Source organism: Bradyrhizobium sp. CCBAU 25360, from assembly GCF_028128695.1.
Classification (GTDB): domain Bacteria; phylum Pseudomonadota; class Alphaproteobacteria; order Rhizobiales; family Xanthobacteraceae; genus Bradyrhizobium; species Bradyrhizobium ottawaense.
The window spans coordinates 206,071-225,511 of the sequence record NZ_LBJA01000044.1; the positions used below are offsets into that span (position 1 = coordinate 206,071).

Sequence of the window (19,441 nt, forward strand, 5' to 3'; positions counted from 1 at the left end):
CATCTCCTCTAGACCGCGATCCGGGCGCGCGCTTCTGGCAAAAGCCGCGCGCGGAATGCAGCCGTCAGCGTCGGTAGCAATTGAATGGCATCACTGACGATCGCGAGATGGGCGAAGTCGAAGATCGGAGCGTTCTTGTCAGTATTGACGGCGACAATCAGATCCGCGCCCTCGACGCCAACCCGGTGCTGGATCGCACCGGAAATGCCGGCGGCAATATAGAGCTTCGGCCGGATGGTTTTGCCTGTCTGGCCGATTTGCCGGTCAGACGTAACCCACCCTTTTTGCACGAGAGGACGCGAGCAGCCATATTCAGCTCCAAGCAGAGTTGCGAGCTCGCGCACCAACCGGAAGTTCTCAGGCGATCCTAGTCCTAGGCCGCCCGCAACCACGACATCGGCATAGGCTAGATTGGACGTTTGTGCATCGCGGTCGGGCAGGAATGACAATACTTTTGTGACAATATCCTCTTCGAAAAGGCCGAGCGGATGAACGACGATACGAGCGGCATCGCGGTCGACACGCTCAGGCATCGGCATGACCCGCGGGCGGACGGTGGCCATCTGCGGACGATAATTCAGGGTGTAGATCGTGCAGAGCAGTGAGCCACCAAAGGTCGGACGCGTCGCCGCAAGCGACCCATCGGCGTCCACGTGCAGCGCGGTGCAGTCGGCAGTAAGCCCCGTCGACAGGGTCGTCGCCACGGAACCTGCCAGATCGCGACCGAGCGTCGTCGCACCCAACAGCAGGATCTCGGGCTTGTAGGTGTTGACGAGTTCGGTTAGCGCCTTGGTGTAGGATTCGTTACGGTAATCCGATAAAACATTGTCGCTCACGAGATAGGCCAGATCGGCGCCATAGCAAAAGGCTTCAAGCGCGGCGTTACGTGTGTGCTGCCCTTCCGGACCGATAACCACAGCGGCAAGATTCACTTTTAGCCTGTCGGCAAGGCCGCGCCCTGCACCCATAAGCTCCCAGGAAACGGGATGCACTTGACCACGCTCAAGCTCGACGAAGACCCAGACGTGCTTGTACGACTTAAAGCGCTCCGGCAGCTCTTTTTTGGCTGCTGCGCGGCCGGCGGCCGCTGGCATGGCCGTTCTGCTGACGTTGCTCATACTTTCAAATTCCTCCTCAACGATAGGGGCGCCGGCGCCACGGGTTGCTTGTTCACTTCGTCAACTGAAGATCACTTTCGGTTAGCAAGTGGCTGGCTGCTCTGCCCCGCCTGCGTGCTTGGACCGGCCGGACAACAATACACGTCGTCGCAAAGAAGCACCCGTCCGACTGATTTTGGAGGGCTCTGCCAAACCGAACCGTTACTCGCCGGGTTCGACGAGCGCCACCGCGGCTCGGCAAGGCGCCGTGGTGATTCTAACCGATAGCTTCGATACCTGAGTTGGCGAGTTCGTACGCTGCGCAGTACCTGCGACCCAGTTCGGCCCAACGACTCCAGATCGGCGGCGAAAACGAGGGCGATCCTGGCAACACTCCTGTCACGCAATCCATCCCGCCCCTCAAACGAAAGCATTCCGTATGGGCCGAAGCTGGCGCTGTTCGTGGCACAGTTCCCATCCGCCAAGAGATGGGCACCGATCTGAGCGGGATCGGGGACCGCTTTGATGCAGATGTTGTTATGCATACCGACTGCAGGAGTAACGCGAAGCGACGACTTACCATTGACCAGCATCTGACCGACGCTGCAGAGCTCTGATCGAGTCAAAACCCGTATCCAAGGAAGCTAACGCGACTATGGGGCTCGGAATGGTAGCGCAGATCTCAGCATGTCGTAAAAGCAGCATCATAGGTCCTCCTTCAAACTCATGCGGTCGACTGCCATCTGTCGGCTTCGATGGCAGGACAACAGCAAGTGTCGTACCAGTTGCAAAGACCATTGAAAGCCAGTCGAAAGTAATGTCCTGCGACACAATTCAACGAACGGCTGATACCTTTGACGCGAGCAATCCAGACATGGGTCGGGAATACGACAACCGCCGCTCCGGTCATTGCTTCAGATAGTTGAGCACGAAAGAGAAGGCCCAATATCGGATCGCCTCGACGCCGGTCGGTCGCAATTCGCTTACAGCGTCACTCCAACTCGCTCAACGGGACAAAGGCCGCGGCCTTCTTAGGGTCTGCGACGGCATCCTTCAAAACCTTGAACACTCGCTGATCGATCGGTGACGATGTCACGAAATCTGCATAGGCTTGCTCCAGTATCGCCTTGCACCTAGCTCTGATTTCCGGCTCTTCGGCGCCAGTAAATTGCTCTTCAGCAAAATATTGTCCCATGCGCTTTAAGATGTGAAGGCGCGCGACATTCACGATTTTGGCGTCGTAATCGACGCCAAGCAGCGAGAAAAACTCCTCTGCCGACGAGGCCTTGCTGAGCCGATCCAGGATACCGGCTGGCATGGATGAGCTGATCATCGAAAATTTCTCCTTCGGATTTGCAGTCGCCATCAGTCTGATGAGAAAATCGACCTCGGCGCGGGAGGAGTCCTCACCACCGATGGCGACCTCAAGTCCGCGCTCACGGGCGTAGCCTACCAATCGCTTCACCCGTTCTAGCGCCAGGCCGCGATGACCACCTAGCTTGGCCGCAATCTGGACATCGGAGGTCGGGATCGACACATTAATCATGGGCACCTTTCCTTCGATCGCCGCGTCGACATCAGATTCCCGCATCCGGCACCAGCCTATGGTGGTCACCGGAAGATCTGCTTCGACAATGGCGCGGATGGCGGCGATCTCCTCGTTGCCCATCGCCGGCGTCCCCGCCTCGATCTCCGTGATTCCGGCAGGCACCAGCGCCTGCGCGGTAGCCAGCTTTTCCTCTGTGGTGAACGCAACGCCAGGTGCCTGCTCGCCGTCGCGAAAATGTCGTGTCGTTGAGCACGGTCGGCTTGGCGCGCACCTGGTCGGGCCGAAACGATTTGGCGGGGGTGCTGGCGGCGCTCACGCGAGAGCTCCTCATTATTTGACCTACCTACGATTCAGCAAACAGCATGCCGGCCTGCCGTACCGGCCAACCCATTGATGACCCTACCGCTTCCGCCCTCGACCTTCTTGAGCAAATGAATTGTCGCAAATGCGACAGGTCATGAAGCGGACGCCTTGCCTGTTGTTACGTCGAGTTCGAACGTTAGCAATTGCGGCTCGCCAGGATGTGAGAATTGTCGCCGAGACTTGGGGGCCGCCGCGGCATTGAACACATGTTCACTCGCTCACATGGAACCGGCGCCAACCGTGCGCTCAACGTCCCGCGCGGCTTACCAAATCCGGCGAGGCTTTCTCGGATGACTGGGCGATAGCGGACCTTTGCGGCGGTTCAGATGGCCAGTCGCCGGCAACCACCGGCCGAGCCGCCTACAACAGAAAATCGCGCCGGCGCACGGCCATCCGGCTCTCACCGCTTTCTTCACCGAAGCAGATGTTGAAGTCGTTACATTGATTGCACACGGGTGTTGTGCACATCACGAGACCTTCACTCTCACAAATCATGCGGTAGAAGAAGCGCTTCCAGCGCATATTGTTGAAATTGCGCGCGGCGAGCGGCGCGAAATGACGGCTCAGCAGCCGCGAGAGTTCGCCACGATTGCGCAAGCCGAGAGCTTCCCACAGATGGTCCGGTTCTATCGCGCGACGCGCGATCATCGAAGCCAGCCAGCGGCCGATATCCCCTTCCGTCGATCGTTGCTTGATCAAGAGATCGCGCAGCATTGCGATCTCGTCGTCCTCTTCGCAGTTGAAAGCCGAAAGCTGCTTCGCGAGCTTGATCTCAAGCGTGGGAAAGTACTGCTCCAGCAAGGCCACCAGTTCAAGGCCGGACAGGCCAGCCTTCTCGGGAAGGGAGCCACCATCCATTGTGGCAGCCGCCAGTATAGACGCCACGACATGGCGATCGAATTTGCTGTCAATGGTAATATCGGCATCTGCAGGATGCACACCGGTGAGCATGCGGTAGGTTGCAATTCCCCTATGCATCTGGCTGTTGATATCAACGGCACAAGCAGCCAGCGACGGAAGCAAGTGCGCGTCAGACATAATTTTGCGGGTCTCCAAAATGGTCAGGTTTGCGCGCCGCAACCTGGTTTTGATCAGGGTCGCTCGTCAGAATGCCGGCCTCCCGGGATGGGCGTCGAGGAGACCGGCATCCGTCGCGCGCCTTTACGAGGCCGCGAGTTCGGCGGCGGTCTTGCCGATGATGGATTCGTCCACCGGCTTCATAATGCCGTGCTCCATCAGCATGTCCTCGAGCTCGTCCATGGAGATCGGGGTGGGGATGATGCCCTTGCCGCCATTATTGTGAACCTTGGTTGCAAGATTGCGATAGTGATCAGCCTGCTTGGAATCGGGTGCATATTCGAGAACCGTCATCCTGCGTAATTCTGCATGCTGCACCACGTTGTCGCGCGGCACGAAGTAGATCAGCTGAGTGCCTAGCTTCTTGGCTAACGCTTCCGCTAGCTCCAGCTCCTTGTCAGTCTGCCGCTCGTTGCAGATCAGACCGCCCAGCCGCACGCCGCCAGAGTTCGCGTATTTTAGGATGCCCTTGGAGATGTTGTTCGCGGCATACATCGCCATCATTTCACCGGACATCACGATGTAGATTTCCTGCGCCTTATTCTCGCGGATTGGCATCGCAAAGCCGCCGCAAACAACGTCGCCAAGCACGTCGTACGAGACATAGTCGATGTTCTCGTAAGCGCCGTTCTCTTCCAGAAAATTGATCGAGGTGATGACACCGCGGCCGGCACAGCCGACACCTGGCTCAGGACCACCGGACTCCACGCAACGAATGTCCTTGTAGCCGACCTTCATGACGTCTTCCAGTTCTAGGTCCTCCACGCTGCCGGCGCTCGCGGCAAGGCTCAAAATCGTGTCCTGCGCCTTGGCGTGCAGAATCAGGCGGGTCGAATCTGCCTTCGGATCGCATCCTACAATCAGGATTTTCTGACCCATCTCGGCTAACGCCGCCAGCGTGTTCTGCGAAGTGGTGGACTTGCCGATTCCGCCTTTGCCGTAGAACGCGATTTGTCTCAGTGAAGACATGTTGCTCTCCATCAACCGATTTGCCAAACGTTGCGCGCTTCTTGTGCGAGCTTGGTTCTCTCACAGAAGCGGGGGCACACGGGTTCAAGGGAAGGAGCGCATCGCTCGCCTTGGGCGTCGGCGTGCACTCAGCCCTCACTCAGTGTTGCTGCAGCTCATTAGCAACAGCCGTGCCAGCGCCTGAACCACACATTAAACTTCTGATTACACATAAAAAAGCCAACCAGCCGGCGTGTGATCGTTGGCTGTTGCGGATGTGACGGGTTCTGCGGCCTGTCGGAAAACAAACAAAAAACCACAAACATCAACGACAAAAGCCGGCATCACGGGATCTATTCCGATCTCTCCAATTGTGGAACGGAGCTTGCTGTTCCTCTCGCAACCCGAGCGATTTCGGGAGAATGAATATGCCGGACGGGCTCGAAACCTGGCGGACCAGCGGCGAGTGTTGCAAATGCGGAATGGCGCTTGGTGCGCAGATATCGGGGTTGACCGAAGAACTTCAACTGGGCTCGCGGGGAGCCGCAGCGGCCTGCCACTTGGTCAGCTCAGCACCCCTACATAGGTCGGCCATGGCGACAATCATCGTCTATCAGAAACCCGGCTGCGCAAATAACGCGCGCCAGATTCAAGCGCTCAAGACCGCCGGCCATGACGTGGTCGTGAAAGATATCTTGAAGCAGCCATGGCATGCGGACGAACTGCGCGGCTTCTTTCGCAATATGCCCGTTAACTCCTGGTTCAACCGAGCCGCGCCCCGTATCAAGTCAGGCGAAGTCAATCCCGATGCTCTCGACGCGGCAAGCGCACTCGCATTGATGGTAGGGGATCCGCTCCTGATACGACGACCGCTGATCGACATAGACGGGGCACGAAGTGCCGGACTCGATCGTGAGCCAGCGCTGTCGCTGCTTGGCGGCAAGACGCAAGATGATCTCGAGGTATGCTTGCACGAAGGACACTGCACGCCGTGCCGGCAGGCGTGAAGACGCTGAGCGTCCCTGCCAGCGAACAAGCAAGGCAACAATGTGTTTTTTCACTTCGGGCTTGCTTCACACGAAGTAACCGCGGGAACCTCCGCCAAGACGGCGCGCGAGTGATTGCTCGTAGCGCGGCATCGCCGGTATTGCACTGGAGTGCCGCGCTCGCCGCTTTGTAACGTGTGAGAGACGTAGCCGCATTCTGTAACCTTTATCACGCGCGACCTCCGCGGCCTGCCTTGACTCGGAGCGCCAACGCCGCGAAGCAGATTCGTCAGTTCAAACTGACTACTGGATTATTACGATCAAAACAGAACATGTTTCGTGGCCGTGATCCTAATGCAACTTAGCGGGACAATTGTGCTAACGTTCGCTTTGTTTTTGATCGGTATCAAATACTACTCCGTTCATCATGTGTGACAGAGATCTCGCGCGGCTGCTCGCGCGAGTTTTGGAATGGAGACTTAGATGAGAGTACTAGCAGTTCTGACGAGGGCATCGGTCCTCGCGCTTGCGAGCTCGTTGGCTAGCAATTCGGTCCAAGGTGCGGATCTGGGCCCGGCACCGGTCTACTATAAAGCGCCTCCAACTGTGGTCTCCAGTCCCTGGATGATCCGCCTGCGCGTGCTCGGCGTTCTTCCGGATACCGCAGGTAGCTCAGTCAACGTTGCTGGAACGCCATCGCTGTCGTCACCGAGTTCAGGGCTTTCGCTCAGCGAGCGAGCCATACCAGAGCTCGATATCACCTACTTCTTCACAGAAAACGTAGCCGCTGAACTTATTCTCGGCGCGACTCGCCATCACATCAGCGGCAATGGCGCACTCACGGGGCTCGATATCGGCACCGCCTGGCTATTGCCGCCAACACTAACCCTTCAGTATCACTTCACCGATTTCGGCCCGATAAAGCCGTATATCGGCGCGGGCATCAACTACACTGCATTCTTCAACCAATCGGCAGCCAATTTGTCGTTCGGCGGTCTTACCGTCACGGATCTACACATCAGAAACCAATTCGGCGCGGCGGTCCAATTCGGCTTCGATTATATGCTTGACCGTCACTGGGGCCTCAACCTGGACGTGAAGAAGCTGTGGCTGCGGCCGGAGTACTCCGCGACCGTAAACGATGCGGTTGCCGTCACCGGGCGCGCCAATATCGACCCATGGCTCGTCAGCGGCGGCGTCGCTTACAGGTTCTGAGGGCGAGAACAGGGTCAAGGAGACTCCGTTATCGACTCGGACGCTACGAGCGCGTGAAGCGCGTCTCCTACCCTCACCGTGTGCAGTGGGAAGCTAGCTGACACGTCCTCGCCGCGTCAGCTGGCCAGAGGTAGACAATCATTACCAGCATTGCTCTCGCTGTGAGCTACGAATCGGGCGGCACGTAAGTGACGATACGAACAGATGGGCGCGTTATAATTCTATTACTGCGTGGGCGCGCGTTGCAAAGGACAAACTTTGCCTATTTGGCCTCAGAAGAGGGGATGCGCCGCGCACATGTCAATGACCTCGGGTTGGACGGTCAACCTCAGACGATCCGAGCTCCGAGCGGCCGAGCAGCTCCTGGACGAGCACGCCGTCCATGCTTGCGGGTCCGGTCAAGTGGTCGCCAGGACGCCTCTAACTTCGCTTGAGCACCATCACAAGGCGGTCGACACGTTTGCCCTGCTTGAGATGGGATTTGACGATCTCGTCAACGTCCTCAGGCGTGGTCACGCGGTACCAGATTCCGCCGGGATAGACTACCAGCAAGGGACCAGAGTTACAAAACCCAAGGCAGCCCGCCATCGTGAAACCGATATCGTTGAGGCCTTGCGCTTCGATCGCCTTGCCCATTCGATCCCACAGGGTTTGCGCGCCTGAGGCGCCGCAACTGCCATGCGGATGTCCTGATGGACGCTGCGTGTTGCAGGCAAAGACATGATGCCGATACAGCTGCGGAAGCTCCATTTCTTCTTCTGAGTTCATGCGCCTATCCTCTGTTGATGCTGAAGAAACGGGGTGCGAGCACGTAATGCCCAGTAGTCTCTTACGATTGAACGCACCATAATTCCCAGTCGCGCTTGCGGAACAGGCGCGATGAGCCGGCGCCATAGTGGTTGTCGTCGCCAAAGAAGCTCGATAGGACCTGCGCGTACCGGCGCCGCCTATTGATCAATTTCAAGCTCGCTCCTGTCATGTCGATCTGTTTATCCACCCGTCGCTTATTCTCGATCCAAGTCAACTAAGTATCACATCAGTGTGCAACGTTCACTTCTGCAACGATCCTTTGCTTTGGGCAGCGCGCCTCGCAAGTATTGCCGAAGTAAGCGATCTGTCGTTGTCTTCTCGCTTCTATCAGCGGTCCCCAACCGGCTAACAGCCCCACGGCTTCTTTCAGGTCAATGGCATCGGCCGGAAAGACGCCCAAACCCTCTGACCTATTCGCTCATCAGGTCCCGCCGGTTTGCTGTTCGCTCATCTCGGCCTCGCAGTTTCCTGCCTGAAGACATCGACCGCAGTCCGACTCAGCCGAAAAACCCCGCGGCCACGAGTGAGCGGCCGATAAGCCGAGCTGGCCCGGGTGTTGAGGACATCAAACCATTGGTCGGGCGTAAGCCTGGCCGGACGCTCGCTGATTTGTATCACCCTCCCGTTCGGGGCGAAGCGGACGTGGATGACGATTTCTTGCGAGTTCATACGATCCCTATTTGGTAACACTCACGATCACGGGCCGAAGAGACCAACGATCTCGATGATAGCGTGCTTGCCCTGGGGCACTCGGCGCAGGCCTCAAGGCGAGCCTTTGACGCCGATACTGGTTATGATTGAGCAGGCCTTCTCCGCCCTCGCCTGGAACATTTTTCTTCCCCCTTTCCTGAACGAGTACATGCCGCCGGTGGCATTCCAGCGCGGGTCACGATGTATAAAGCACGTATCCCGCCTGCTCATCTTGCGATAACAGGTGTGCGCTCATCCAGCTGACACTCCGCAAATTCAGTGCTCACCGCACAACGTTCCTTTCGCGCCAACGGGACGCTAGTCGGTCGCTTTGGGTCGGCCGTAATCTGCGATCCGATCGATCGAGCATATGAAGATCGAGACGATGAAATTGTCGGAACGGCTGATTTGATCGTCTGACGCATCGCAGCGGCCCAATAAATCTGCGGCAACTGGCACCGGGCTCAAGCCAGCGCCATCCGCAGCAAGCTGGTCGTTCGATTTCGATCAATTCTTTCGCAGTGCGCGCCATCGTGGCTTCTTTTCAACTAAAAGGCTGGCCCCTTATTGCCAGAACAGGCGCTCAGGATCCGCGTTCAATTCGTCGATTGCAGAAGGCAAACGGAGGTAAAGGCTGTAAAATTCCCAGACTCCCTGGGCATGATTCTTGCGAAAAAGCTTCCAGATCCCGCTCACGGTATCATAAAGAATTAGGGCGACATCGATGAGAGCGCCATCCGTGTCGATGTTGCGCGAGCAACAAGGGCTCTCGACGAGGTAGCCCCCTCTCACCGGCCCCACTTTCGGCGAGACGTAAAGATAGCGCTTGCGCGCGCTCAAGCCGCGCTCAATTCGTTTGCGATCGAGCTCGTTTGGGTGAGGCAGCAACCCCGTCTTTGCTTTCCTCATCAGCGCGGCATTCATGGCGAAAGCCTCCTTCAAAGCACTGCTATTTCTTCTTCAAGACAGCCGATCAGTAGCGCCTCACCAAAATCGACAATATAGACCGGCACGTTCGCTTCGGTGTGGATAGCGACCTTGATGATTTCGCCGGTCGCTCCGGCGGTGAGCAACACTCCCTCGGGCTCCGCGTTCGGAAATGAGCTATCGTTGGTGAGGTCGACTGCGGCTTTGACTCGCTGGCCCCGTCGATATTTCGGAACGGCTTGCTGAGTCATGACTCCTCCGGCAACGGCAGATCATCGATCTCCTCGCAGGTTTCCACCGGCTCTAGTTCCTTGCGTTTCATGCCAACCCGGTGGCCGCTGTCCAGAAATGCCACACCGTAGATGTAGAATTGCTGCAAGAAAGTGCCGATCGAGACGACGTAACCCACCTCCCCCTTCTTGACTAAGACGTCACCAATCTCCTTGCCGGGATAGGTGCCATCGTTTCGGATGGTGCGATTGGCTCGGAGCTTTTGGCCAAAGCTGAAGACGGGTGGGTCGCTGAGCTCGACGATGTCGCTGTCACGAACAATGCTGCTCATATACCCCTCCTCATGCGCCGCTCCCTCTTCAGATGCAGAGAAGCCGCCTAGCCTACGCGGGCAACACTCTGCATCATTTCGTGCCCACCCGCCGGATCGTCAATCGCATCGACGATGGGAGGGCTGCCTCGGAGGGCGCTCTCGTACCACGAAGCGCCCTCGCACCGCTGAGATGCCGCCAGGCCGTGCTGCCGACCCAGCAGCACCACCGCAGGACAATGCAGAGCGGTTGCCGTCCCGAAGGGCGCGAACCCGGCGCCTGCGACGAGGGCGACGGATTCAGCACCAGGTCTTACCTTGCCGCTCATGAGACCTCACGCTTTACTCTGGCGCTTGATAGCGAGGCAAGGACCTGTCAACCACGCAGGTATTGTCGACCGGACAGGCGGCTGCACATTGCGGCTCGTCAAAATGGCCAACGCATTCGGTGCATTTCGCCGCTTCAATGACAAAGTTCCCCTCCTTCTCCGATATAGCAACGTTCGGGCATAAGGGTTCGCAGGCTGAGCAGCCCGTGCACTGCGAGGCGATGATTTTGAACGGCACATATTCCCCCTTACGCCGCAGAGATCCGAGCTCCTTGCGGAATCGCGGCGTCGCCGCGCTCTACATGCTGGACTTCCCCACGCCTCACCTTGTCGAGATATGACCTAAACCAAGTGATCGCCGACTTCTCAATGAACTCATAGGCGAATTGATCGACCGGCTCGATGCCCGCCTTGATCAAATTGCTTTTCGGGCCGCCGCCAATCTTGGCCACGAAAACCGCATGGCAGTCACGGATGCCGCGCACGATGGTGGAAAGTCTATCTTCCTCGCCATAACCGCCCTGGCAGTAAACCTCCACACGGCGTCGGCCAACGAATTTGGCGCCTGATGTAGAGAGCTCGTACATTTGGAATTCTTTTGCGTGCCCAAAGTGCTCGTTGATCAACCCAGAGCCCTTGGTTGCAACCGCCACCAGAAGAGTGATCGCGCTGATCTCTCCGGAAAACTTCTCAAGCTCCTTTTGGCACGCCTCGGCTTTGGCGACGCGCTCATTCTCTACTCTTTGCTGATAAGCCTTGCGCATCCCTAAGTCATACTGGACGTCCATTTTCATCACCTGATCAGTGGTGAACTCTGGGCCTCGATCGTCCCCGAGTAGACCAACCGCGTCGGCGCGGCACTGGCGACAATGCCGCATCATGTTTATCCGCCCTTCACAAGCATCTTGCAGCGCTTTCAGTTCTTGCGCGGTCGGGCCGCGCTGACCGCTGAGGCCAAATGCTGTGCCATGCTCGGGTGCGGAGATCAGCGGCATGATATTGTGAAGGAAGGCACCGCGCGACGTGACCGCCTTGTTGACCTCGACCAAGTGGTCATCATTGATGTTGGGAATCATCACCGAGTTTATCTTGCACAAAATACCCCGTTCGCTAAGCATCTCGAGGCCTTGCAGCTGGCGATCAGTGAGTATCTTTGCCGCCTCAATGCCCGTGTATCGCTTGTGGTTGAAGAAGATCCACGGGTAAATCTTGGCTCCAATTTCGGGATCAACCATGTTTATGGTGATGGTGACGTGGTCGACCTTGGACCTGACGATGGTATCAACATAGTCCGGCAGTGCGAGTCCGTTGGTTGACAGACAAAGCTTGATGTCGGGAGCCGCCTTTGACACCAGCTCGAACGTTTCGAACGTCTTTGCTGGATTGGCCAGAGCATCGCCCGGTCCAGCGATGCCAAGCACTGTCATCTGAGGGATGGTGGTCGCGACCGCGAGCACTTTTCTGACCGCCTGCTCAGGGGTGAGCTTCTCGCTCACCACGCCCGGACGCGATTCATTGGCGCAGTCGTATTTTCGGTTGCAGTAATTGCACTGGATGTTGCAGGCAGGCGCGACCGCGACATGCATGCGAGCGTAATGATGGTGCGCGTCTACGCTATAGCAGGGATGGTCTTTAACCTTTTCCCAGATTTCGGTTGGCAGATCGCCTTGGCCGGCCTTCGAGCCGCAGCTCGCCTGCCCGGTCTTGGCCGAAGCGCAGCAGCCCTTATGATCGGTGGTGGGCTGCATAATCTTGCCGTGATTTACTGCAGCTTTGACATATGTTCCGCGTCCGACGACCGCGTTCATTCGCTTTTCCCTGGAGACATCGTCGCTCTCCCAGGACCATCCGTGAGCGAGCCTCATAAAGCTGGGTAGCAACTTGCATGCCATGGCCAGAATGATGCAATCGCAGCAGCAGGCCATCGAGTTAGTGCTACGTTAGCACTGGCGCATGCAACAACAGCCATGATGAGCTTGTTAGCAAAACGACAGATACGTCGCTATTCTCACCCAGAGCGCTATGCCTTGCGCATTCATTCTCGCGCTAAGCTCCCCCGAACGCCGCTCCATCTAACGCGTTTGCCGCGTTGCGGCTCTCGCAAGCCCGTTACACGCGGGGGGATCCGGGCTCGACAAGGCCAGTAGTGGCTACCACGGATCCTGCTGGACGCCCAACGACGGGGCGCAGGATGGAGTGTAACCGCCTCGGCTCAACTGAGCGAGCGATTGTCTGCGTCGTCAATTCCGTTGCGACGGCGCTATGTTTGCTAATTTCGATATGCTGGGTCGCCGCTGACCGTATTGCCCCTAACTTCCCGCGGCGGCGCAAACTTGCTGGCGAAGAAGCCGAGCATTCGGTCTGGCGTGGTCGGCAGAACGGGTCTCCGCCATTCAGCGTGGCCAGGACGATATGGAACGATGCTCGGGGCCCTCAAACCACGAGAGCGCCCCACGCGGCCGCCGCAACGACAAAGTCGATCTGCGGCAGTGTCTTCACGGATTGTGCCCGGTCTCGTCCCGCTTTTTCACATTGATTGTGATCGGCAATCGGGTGTCGCTCGCCATCTCAGGCAAATCGAACACCCAGCCATTAGCCACTTTGATCCAGCCGCCCCATAGAGTCTCGTACTCGGATTCCACGATTTTCTCTTCGAGATCCTTTTTTGGCACGTAGATGGACAGGCCCTCCGGAGACCGGCGGATCATGATCTTCACGAGGTCTACTCCCTAACAGTGGCGCCGGAGATGGCTCGCATGCGAGCCACAACGTCGGACACAGCGCACACGGCCTCATCGACCTCCGCCAACGAGGTCTCACGCGACAGAGAAAAGCGCACGGCGCCGTGCATCCGCCACGTCGGCACCTGCATAGCACACAGAACATGCGATGGCTGCATTGAACCGGAGTTGCAGGCTGATCCGAGCGACACGGCTATGCCCGCCCGATCGAGATGGTGGGCGATGGCTTCGCCTTCGAGGTGGTCGAAGGCAATATTGGCCGTGTTCGCCAACCGATTGCTGACGTCACCGAGCACAACGCACTCCCCATTGCGCAAAACTCCACGTTCAAGGCGGTCGCGCAAAGCGCCAATGCGAACGCGCTCGGGTTCAAGCCGCTCCGCCGCAAGCCCGGCAGCCTTTCCCAGGCCGACGATCGCGGGAACATTCTCGGTCCCGCCGCGGCGCCCTCGTTCCTGTGATCCGCCGCAGATTAGCGGCCGGAATTTAGTCCCTTTGCGCAAATATAATGCGCCGACCCCCTTGGGGCCGTGCAGTTTGTGCGCGGACAGCGACAGCATGTCGATCGCGCTTTCCTTTAGGTTCAAACGCACCTTCCCAATTGCCTGGACCGCATCTGTGTGAAACAGCGCGCCCGCCTCACGCGTCAATCCTGCCAGACACTCCACAGGAAACAACGTTCCGGTCTCGTTATTGGCCCACATCACGGAGGCAACGGCTGTGCGTGGCCCAAGCGCGCAGCGAAACGCCTCGATATCGAGCCTGCCGCAAGCGTCTACGGGTACTATGTGCGTCTTGACTCCCCTTGTCGCCAATTGCTGAGTTAGCGCAAGTACAGCGGAGTGCTCAACCGAAGTAGTGACAATTTCGTCTCGATCTTCCTGCGTCGCCAGAGCAGAGAGGATGGCGGCATTATTGGCTTCGGTCCCTCCCGAGGTGAAGACGATTTCATGATCGTATGTGTTACCTAACAGGTCCCTCAGGCTTCGCCGGGCCTGCCTCACAGCAACTGCGACGTCGTTGCCGAAGGCATGCCTGGATGAGGCATTGCCGAAATTCTCAGTGAAGAACGGCAACATCGCTTGCACGACGGACGGATCAGTCCGTGTCGTTGCATTGTTATCGAGGTAAATCGGCGCTCGATCTTCGCTCAATCCACTGCCCCATCAGTACCAGAAACGAGGATTAGCTGACCAAATCCGCGGATTTTACCCACGAGCCACGTGCGTACGTCCCACGCTCGCCCTCGAACGCTTACACGACGTACAGGCACCGGCCAGCCTAGCCATAAACAGACTGCCATCGATGCCGATCAGCTGCCAGCCGCCACCGTGGAGTTGTAGAATGAGGCATGAAAAGTTCGAGCGCGTCGCGAATGCGACGCTCCCGCTTTGTCGTAGTGGACGACGATTGCCTCAGTTGTTTTGGCTCGGCCGGCGCGCTTCGATGTTTTCTTCTCATCACCTGAACAATGTTTTTCATCAACAGAACGATTTCCCGCAGGAGCAGTTTGCGGTGGCGTTCGGGTTGTGAAAGGTGAATCCAGAGCCCTCCAGCGCCACGACGAAATCGATGGTCGTACCGACTAGATGATCGCAGCTCTTGCTATCGACGAACACCTTCAGCCCATCGCATTCGATCACGGTGTCGTCAGGCTTCGGTTCCTCGGCCAGACCCATCTTGTATTTGAAGCCACTGCAGCCGCCTGCTTCAATCATGACGCGCAGACCGCCGGACGGGCGCGTGGACGATGATATCGCACTCTTGATCGCATTCACTGCGCTATCGGTCAGGTTGATCACGTCTTTCCCTCATCAGCTTGAACGTAGCTAAGAGCAAGCCACGTGCCAGCGCGCAGACACTTAATGATGCGCACCTTCGCACGTTGGCTTTGGAACAGGCGTCGGATTTCCTACAAGGCTACTCTAGGCGGTGCCAGCCGATGACGCGTTGTCTTCTTAGGGTGGGCCGCAACGCTGCGGCGGCAGGCAATTTGCATCGGATCTGGCACCGACCAACAGGTCGGTGAAGAGCTTAGATCAAGGACGCATTTTATGACTGCAATCGAGAACACCGCACTTGGCAGACTTGAGAAGGAGGGCCGCCTGCTTAACGCCGTACTCAAAGGTGCGACCACCAAGCCGGGCCGGTTCGGCTTTCGTGGCGACGTCGCACTGAAGTTCCAGACTCAGGTCGCGGACGAGAAGCGACCGCCAGACTATTCGATCGAGCAGGTTCTGACGTTCGCGCAGGACGGAGAGCGCACTATTCCGGTGCTGGTCGGCTACCTACATTCCTTTGCATATCTTGCTGACGTCGCGACCGTCCTTGACGGCACCTTAAGCCCAACCGGCGGCTACTTCATGTTTTGCAACAACATCGATTTGCTGGCGAAGTACAGAGTGAAGTTCGGCGATATTAACTTCCACGTCTTACCCTGCGATGAATCCACCGTTTGGAAGGAGATGATGGACCTGGTCGGGCTGAACAAGGATGATATCAAGAAGCTCGATCCGCGGGGTAAGCTTGATTGCCTCCTCGATGCGACGAAGGATCTCGATCTGTCGTGTGAGGAGATCTCGTATGACGACGGGCTAAAGAGGATGGAAGCGGTGAAAAACCGCAACGAGAACCGGCCGGTCTAAGCGCAGTCTTCAGTTATTTGCCCATGCATCGTCTTCGACAAGATGCACACCAACGATGCAGATATCGCCTTCCAGAACTGCCAACGCGATCGGCGTGAGCGCTCTACCCTCACATGGACCTTCGACGCACCGCCCGGTGCCGAGTTCGAAGGTCGAACCGTGCTTGCCGCACATCAATCGGGTGCCGCAAGAATCGAGGAATTGGTTCTGTTCCCAGTCCAATTTGACGCTGTTGTGCGGGCATTTATTGACATAGCCAAGCACCTTTTTGCCCCAGCGCACCACGATGATGGACCACGGCCGGTGCTTGCCGTCATCTTCGACGACCATAAGATGGAATCCCATGGCTTGGCGGCTCGGAATGTCGTTAAAGCCGCAAATTGCATAGATGGGATTTGGCTGCATTCATCACCCGGTTGTTGCAAGGCGCTTTTCATTGTCGTTGTGCAATCACCGTGCAAGAAGTGTACAAGTGCCGGAACGTGTTTTCGGCAATCCAATCGAAAGCTTCGCCGTCGCAGCATACCAATTTCTTTCGCTTGCGCGCAAAATTCAGAACAATTCGCAGGAGCATTGAGCCTTGCTGCCCTTTCCATGCCTAGCTGCCCAGCATAGCTCCAACCTTTCTGGACCATTTGCAGGACTGCTAAACTTGACAACTGGTCTTTGCTGCTCGCCAATCGCCACGCTGCGGAAGGCCGGTTGCAATGCCCTGCGATCGCGTATCCATCGCGGCATCGCAAGTGCCTTCCCACAAGGTGAACGCTCGCTCCCAACCCGCAACGGGGGGCGCACGCGGCGAACATGCGCCCCCTTTAGGCTAGCCCTTGCGCCCGCGCATGGAACGGCGAAATGTCCGTCTTCTGGCCCGCTGCTGCTGTTGCAGCCACTTTACCCTGCAAAAGCGGCCCCTAAGCCTGCCAAAACCTCTCGAGCAAGCGATACGCAGTGAATGACACAACCTGTTGCATCAGGCGCGAGCTCCTGATCGACATCAAGCAAAGCGCGGGTTGCCGGATGGGCCCGGAAATTGCCGTCGGCGCCCGCGCGCTCGGCTTTTGGAAGGCTTCCCGGACCCGACACCCGCGATGCTAGGTGCTGCACAACACCGCCAATATCTTGGACAAGGTACCGCTCTCGGTGCCAGCCGCCATCAGGAGGGATCCGCGCCAGGTCTATTGGGAGCCGACGCGGACGTCCGCCCGCAGCGGCAATCGACGTCTTTGCGAACAATACCGCGCCAGATGCGGACGGGGAGTCGAATGATCGCCGCAATCGTCGTCTCACCATGAAGAAATCGCTAGTCTATCTCATCCGTGCTTCGCAGTTGATCCCAATGCTCGGCAGGGAAGTCGTAGAAGGCCAGCAGGGTTTCGCGATCCTTGACCAGGCTCGCGGCTAGGTTTGACCGTCCCGCAGAGAGACCTTATCCTCGATCGGCTTTATGATCACTTCCCGGCTCTTTTTGAGCGCCCGCCGCCTCTTACGGGCTCTGCTTTGGTGCATTGCCGATGTCGTCGATCGGCATCAAGATGTCCGCTCAAGCAGGAATGGTCGATAGACCGCCCCCTAGCCAACGCGGTGGTGGAGCACCGGGCTGCGCAGCGCAAGGGCAGGCAGCTGAGGGCTAAGCCGCGTTGGCGGCGAGCGGCCCCGCGCTGCGTCGGTGCAGCACTCTGGGCGCGATCCCGCCGCCTGACGCCGGCGCGTGTTGAAGTGGCGAGCCATTTCTGCAGCAACATCCTCGATGAGCTCAAGTAGCCACCGCTTTCAGGCCCGACCTCGTCCACAGCGACTATTCTGCAGCCGACCCCGGACCTAGATTTAGGCGCTCGAAGTACCAAGACGTGTCGTCGCCTGACGACTCTGTCTCATCACTTGCTTCACTCGAAGCTCGCTTGATGTTTGCCTGAGCACCACTACTCTCGGCGGCAAGATATCCTTCAGGTTTGCCTACACGTTGCCATTTACCTTCGTCGTTATGCGTCCACTTGTCGGGATGCTGGCGAGGATCAAGTACCCAGTGATTCTTATCACTCACAGGAACAAAGCCCATCTGAGCCAGGCGGGACTCGATGCCTGGGAGCGCAGGTTTTGACATAATCAATGCTTGTTCGCCGTCTTGCCGAAGCTGATGTTCGAGTAGGATATCGCCAGCGTTCTCGACGAGCGGATGAGTAACCCGAAGATCTACTTGGGATGTGACCTCGTTTCGACCGGGGAACTGGGCGCTGAATCGCCTTCCTCCTACCCGAAGTTTGCCTTCTGTCCTCAGAAGCCCGACAGTTTTGTCACCCAAGCGATAGGCGTAATATCGCGCCTGGTCCGTATCTTCGTCGGTGTGGCCATAGGTTCTAGCAACGTTTGCCGCGCGCTGAGCTTTCGTGGATATGAAATCCGAGTACTCCAGTGGACGCTCGGCAATGTACTTGATGTCCTCACCATAGAAGGCCTTCACTTCTTCCCCGAACCGATCGATGTCGATCTCTTCGATCGGAGCTTGGGAACTTACGAAGTACGGCCGTGTCGCTGCCTGAGACGAACTTGGGCCAGCATCGGGCGCCATGCCTGCAAGCCTTTCCGCAAAGCCCTCGTCATCTGAATGCTGTGCTTCATCACCCTGGGCAGCGCTTGTGGATTGGCTAGATGAGCCAACAATTCGGCCATACATCGGATCGCTCTCCTGTCGGTACGGTTTGGTGCTGAGCTCGCGTTGCTCGAGCCCTACCGAGGATTGTAAGATGTCTAGCTGACTACGAGCTGACGCGCCGAGGTTGAGCATCTGTCGCCGGCTTTTGTGAGAGGAAGCTCACTCCTCGTGAGTGAAGAACGGTTAAGCAAATGAGCTAGAACCCCATCTCGTCGTTGTGGACTGCTGCGAATGCACGGTTTGGTACACCAGGCATGGAAGTCTTGGAATTTCATTTTCAGGATTCCGTCGAATCGACAGCCATAGTTCCGTCGTCCCATCGGAGGTGGCGATGCGGCCGACGAAGCACAGGACGACGGGTCCGGGCAATCCGTTCCGGGCGAGGCTGAACCAGATCATCAATATGAAGCACTCGCGGTTCAGCTCACCACCAAGGTCGATTGGGACTGGATCGACATCCGCCGCTGTACAGCGAGAACAGCCGTCGCGCCGCAGCTCCACGAGCTTGTTTCGAGCGGCCAGCATCGGCCACACAACCACAGGCGGCTCTCAGCGGCAGGTGGGCACCTTGCACGCCTGGCTGAAAACTGTTTGGCGTCTCTTCCTGACCGCCGATGGCACTGAGTTCCGGCCACAGGTGAGGGCCGGATGAGGCAGTCTTAAACCACGCCAGATGCGCCTTCGGCGGAACAAGCGTCCCTGCCGGGACGAAGGTCGTGGCAATCTTGAAGTCGTCCTGCGGGCTTTACGCGCCGCACTCTCCACGTCGAGATGCACACCTCATGAACGCGATCATGCGACGGCCCCTGTGGAGACGACCCGCCGAAAGACCCATGAACTCGGTTGTGGATCACGTTTACTATCGGGGTTGAC

The 19,441-nt window shown here is 57.8% G+C and carries 18 protein-coding genes and 2 pseudogenes; 4 read left to right on the plus strand and 16 right to left on the minus strand.

All coding sequences use genetic code 11. The features are described from left to right. Window positions 1–8: 8 nt before the first annotated feature. From XH81_RS31335 to nifH, 5 genes and pseudogenes are all read right to left on the minus strand, one after another. The gene (locus XH81_RS31335) at window positions 9–1,118 is read right to left on the minus strand and encodes an electron transfer flavoprotein subunit alpha/FixB family protein (protein ID WP_172787727.1); all 1,110 of its coding nucleotides are present in this window, start codon (window positions 1,116–1,118) and stop codon (window positions 9–11) included. A gap of 970 nt (window positions 1,119–2,088) precedes the next feature. Continuing rightward, a complete protein-coding gene (gene nifW, locus XH81_RS31340) occupies window positions 2,089–2,430 on the minus strand; it encodes a nitrogenase stabilizing/protective protein NifW (RefSeq protein ID WP_271596780.1) in 342 nt (113 codons plus the stop codon). Between the two features lie 21 nt (window positions 2,431–2,451). Continuing rightward, a pseudogene (locus XH81_RS31345) lies at window positions 2,452–2,977 on the minus strand (homocitrate synthase); the annotation flags it as partial. 392 nt (window positions 2,978–3,369) lie between these two features. Beyond that, complete coding sequence (locus XH81_RS31350) at window positions 3,370–4,047, minus strand: nitrogen fixation protein NifQ (protein WP_333913904.1); 678 nt, start codon at window positions 4,045–4,047, stop codon at window positions 3,370–3,372. A 123-nt stretch (window positions 4,048–4,170) separates the two neighbouring features. Continuing rightward, window positions 4,171–5,055 (minus strand): nitrogenase iron protein, encoded by an 885-nt coding sequence (nifH, locus tag XH81_RS31355; RefSeq protein WP_027571409.1) that lies wholly within the window; start codon window positions 5,053–5,055, stop codon window positions 4,171–4,173. Window positions 5,056–5,627: 572 nt separating this feature from the next. On the opposite strand from nifH, the gene XH81_RS31360 reads away from it, so the two are divergent. Beyond that, complete coding sequence (locus XH81_RS31360) at window positions 5,628–6,041, plus strand: ArsC/Spx/MgsR family protein (RefSeq protein ID WP_442868218.1); 414 nt, start codon at window positions 5,628–5,630, stop codon at window positions 6,039–6,041. A 462-nt stretch (window positions 6,042–6,503) separates the two neighbouring features. Beyond that, the gene (locus XH81_RS31365) at window positions 6,504–7,235 is read left to right on the plus strand and encodes an OmpW/AlkL family protein (protein ID WP_271596639.1); all 732 of its coding nucleotides are present in this window, start codon (window positions 6,504–6,506) and stop codon (window positions 7,233–7,235) included. A 420-nt stretch (window positions 7,236–7,655) separates the two neighbouring features. On the opposite strand, the gene XH81_RS31370 is transcribed toward XH81_RS31365, so the two are convergent. The 9 genes from XH81_RS31370 to XH81_RS31415 form a co-directional block, all read right to left on the minus strand. Then, window positions 7,656–8,003, minus strand: coding sequence for a (2Fe-2S) ferredoxin domain-containing protein (locus XH81_RS31370; protein ID WP_271596640.1), 348 nt, complete (start codon window positions 8,001–8,003; stop codon window positions 7,656–7,658). 1,296 nt (window positions 8,004–9,299) lie between these two features. After that, window positions 9,300–9,659, minus strand: coding sequence for a DUF3024 domain-containing protein (locus XH81_RS31380; protein ID WP_271596641.1), 360 nt, complete (start codon window positions 9,657–9,659; stop codon window positions 9,300–9,302). A 14-nt stretch (window positions 9,660–9,673) separates the two neighbouring features. After that, the gene (locus XH81_RS31385) at window positions 9,674–9,913 is read right to left on the minus strand and encodes a nitrogen fixation protein NifZ (RefSeq protein ID WP_172787731.1); all 240 of its coding nucleotides are present in this window, start codon (window positions 9,911–9,913) and stop codon (window positions 9,674–9,676) included. Further along, on the minus strand, window positions 9,910–10,224 hold the full coding sequence (locus XH81_RS31390; protein WP_271596642.1) for a nitrogen fixation protein NifZ: 315 nt from the start codon (window positions 10,222–10,224) through the stop codon (window positions 9,910–9,912). The genes XH81_RS31385 and XH81_RS31390 overlap by 4 nt, the downstream gene beginning before the upstream one ends. A gap of 321 nt (window positions 10,225–10,545) precedes the next feature. After that, window positions 10,546–10,770, minus strand: coding sequence for a 4Fe-4S binding protein (locus XH81_RS31395; RefSeq protein WP_271596643.1), 225 nt, complete (start codon window positions 10,768–10,770; stop codon window positions 10,546–10,548). A 10-nt stretch (window positions 10,771–10,780) separates the two neighbouring features. Then, window positions 10,781–12,340, minus strand: a complete 1,560-nt coding sequence (nifB, locus tag XH81_RS31400) for a nitrogenase cofactor biosynthesis protein NifB (RefSeq protein ID WP_271596644.1) — start codon at window positions 12,338–12,340, stop codon at window positions 10,781–10,783. Between the two features lie 687 nt (window positions 12,341–13,027). Further along, on the minus strand, window positions 13,028–13,249 hold the full coding sequence (gene nifT, locus XH81_RS31405) for a putative nitrogen fixation protein NifT (protein ID WP_172787735.1): 222 nt from the start codon (window positions 13,247–13,249) through the stop codon (window positions 13,028–13,030). Window positions 13,250–13,254: 5 nt separating this feature from the next. Next, the gene (nifS, locus tag XH81_RS31410; protein WP_271596645.1) at window positions 13,255–14,427 is read right to left on the minus strand and encodes a cysteine desulfurase NifS; all 1,173 of its coding nucleotides are present in this window, start codon (window positions 14,425–14,427) and stop codon (window positions 13,255–13,257) included. Window positions 14,428–14,754: 327 nt separating this feature from the next. After that, on the minus strand, window positions 14,755–15,075 hold the full coding sequence (locus XH81_RS31415; RefSeq protein WP_036031955.1) for a HesB/IscA family protein: 321 nt from the start codon (window positions 15,073–15,075) through the stop codon (window positions 14,755–14,757). Between the two features lie 252 nt (window positions 15,076–15,327). On the opposite strand from XH81_RS31415, the gene XH81_RS31420 reads away from it, so the two are divergent. Next, window positions 15,328–15,918 (plus strand): hypothetical protein, encoded by a 591-nt coding sequence (locus tag XH81_RS31420; protein WP_271596646.1) that lies wholly within the window; start codon window positions 15,328–15,330, stop codon window positions 15,916–15,918. A 9-nt stretch (window positions 15,919–15,927) separates the two neighbouring features. Here the strand turns inward: XH81_RS31420 and XH81_RS31425 are convergent, their stop codons facing one another. Further along, complete coding sequence (locus tag XH81_RS31425) at window positions 15,928–16,323, minus strand: Rieske (2Fe-2S) protein (RefSeq protein ID WP_172787738.1); 396 nt, start codon at window positions 16,321–16,323, stop codon at window positions 15,928–15,930. 1,390 nt (window positions 16,324–17,713) lie between these two features. Next, window positions 17,714–18,589 carry a host specificity protein gene (locus XH81_RS31430; protein ID WP_271596647.1) on the minus strand — a complete coding sequence of 292 codons (876 nt, stop codon included), beginning with the start codon at window positions 18,587–18,589 and terminating at the stop codon, window positions 17,714–17,716. Window positions 18,590–18,899: 310 nt separating this feature from the next. On the opposite strand from XH81_RS31430, the pseudogene XH81_RS31435 reads away from it, so the two are divergent. Next, window positions 18,900–19,053 (plus strand): annotated as a pseudogene (locus tag XH81_RS31435) (IS5/IS1182 family transposase); the annotation flags it as partial. Window positions 19,054–19,441: the final 388 nt, after the last annotated feature.

Excerpts from the sequence above, each read along its gene's own strand:
- XH81_RS31335 (WP_172787727.1), bottom strand. The coding sequence starts at position 1,118 with ATGAGCAACGTCAGCAGAACGGCCATGCCAGCGGCCGCCGGCCGCGCA.
- nifW (WP_271596780.1), bottom strand. The coding sequence starts at position 2,430 with ATGATCAGCTCATCCATGCCAGCCGGTATCCTGGATCGGCTCAGCAAG.
- XH81_RS31350 (WP_333913904.1), bottom strand. The coding sequence starts at position 4,047 with ATGTCTGACGCGCACTTGCTTCCGTCGCTGGCTGCTTGTGCCGTTGAT.
- nifH (WP_027571409.1), bottom strand. The coding sequence starts at position 5,055 with ATGTCTTCACTGAGACAAATCGCGTTCTACGGCAAAGGCGGAATCGGC.
- XH81_RS31360 (WP_442868218.1), top strand. The coding sequence starts at position 5,628 with ATGGCGACAATCATCGTCTATCAGAAACCCGGCTGCGCAAATAACGCG.
- XH81_RS31365 (WP_271596639.1), top strand. The coding sequence starts at position 6,504 with ATGAGAGTACTAGCAGTTCTGACGAGGGCATCGGTCCTCGCGCTTGCG.
- XH81_RS31370 (WP_271596640.1), bottom strand. The coding sequence starts at position 8,003 with ATGAACTCAGAAGAAGAAATGGAGCTTCCGCAGCTGTATCGGCATCAT.
- XH81_RS31380 (WP_271596641.1), bottom strand. The coding sequence starts at position 9,659 with ATGAATGCCGCGCTGATGAGGAAAGCAAAGACGGGGTTGCTGCCTCAC.
- XH81_RS31385 (WP_172787731.1), bottom strand. The coding sequence starts at position 9,913 with ATGACTCAGCAAGCCGTTCCGAAATATCGACGGGGCCAGCGAGTCAAA.
- XH81_RS31390 (WP_271596642.1), bottom strand. The coding sequence starts at position 10,224 with ATGAGCAGCATTGTTCGTGACAGCGACATCGTCGAGCTCAGCGACCCA.
- nifB (WP_271596644.1), bottom strand. The coding sequence starts at position 12,340 with ATGAACGCGGTCGTCGGACGCGGAACATATGTCAAAGCTGCAGTAAAT.
- XH81_RS31420 (WP_271596646.1), top strand. The coding sequence starts at position 15,328 with ATGACTGCAATCGAGAACACCGCACTTGGCAGACTTGAGAAGGAGGGC.
- XH81_RS31425 (WP_172787738.1), bottom strand. The coding sequence starts at position 16,323 with ATGCAGCCAAATCCCATCTATGCAATTTGCGGCTTTAACGACATTCCG.
- XH81_RS31430 (WP_271596647.1), bottom strand. The coding sequence starts at position 18,589 with ATGTATGGCCGAATTGTTGGCTCATCTAGCCAATCCACAAGCGCTGCC.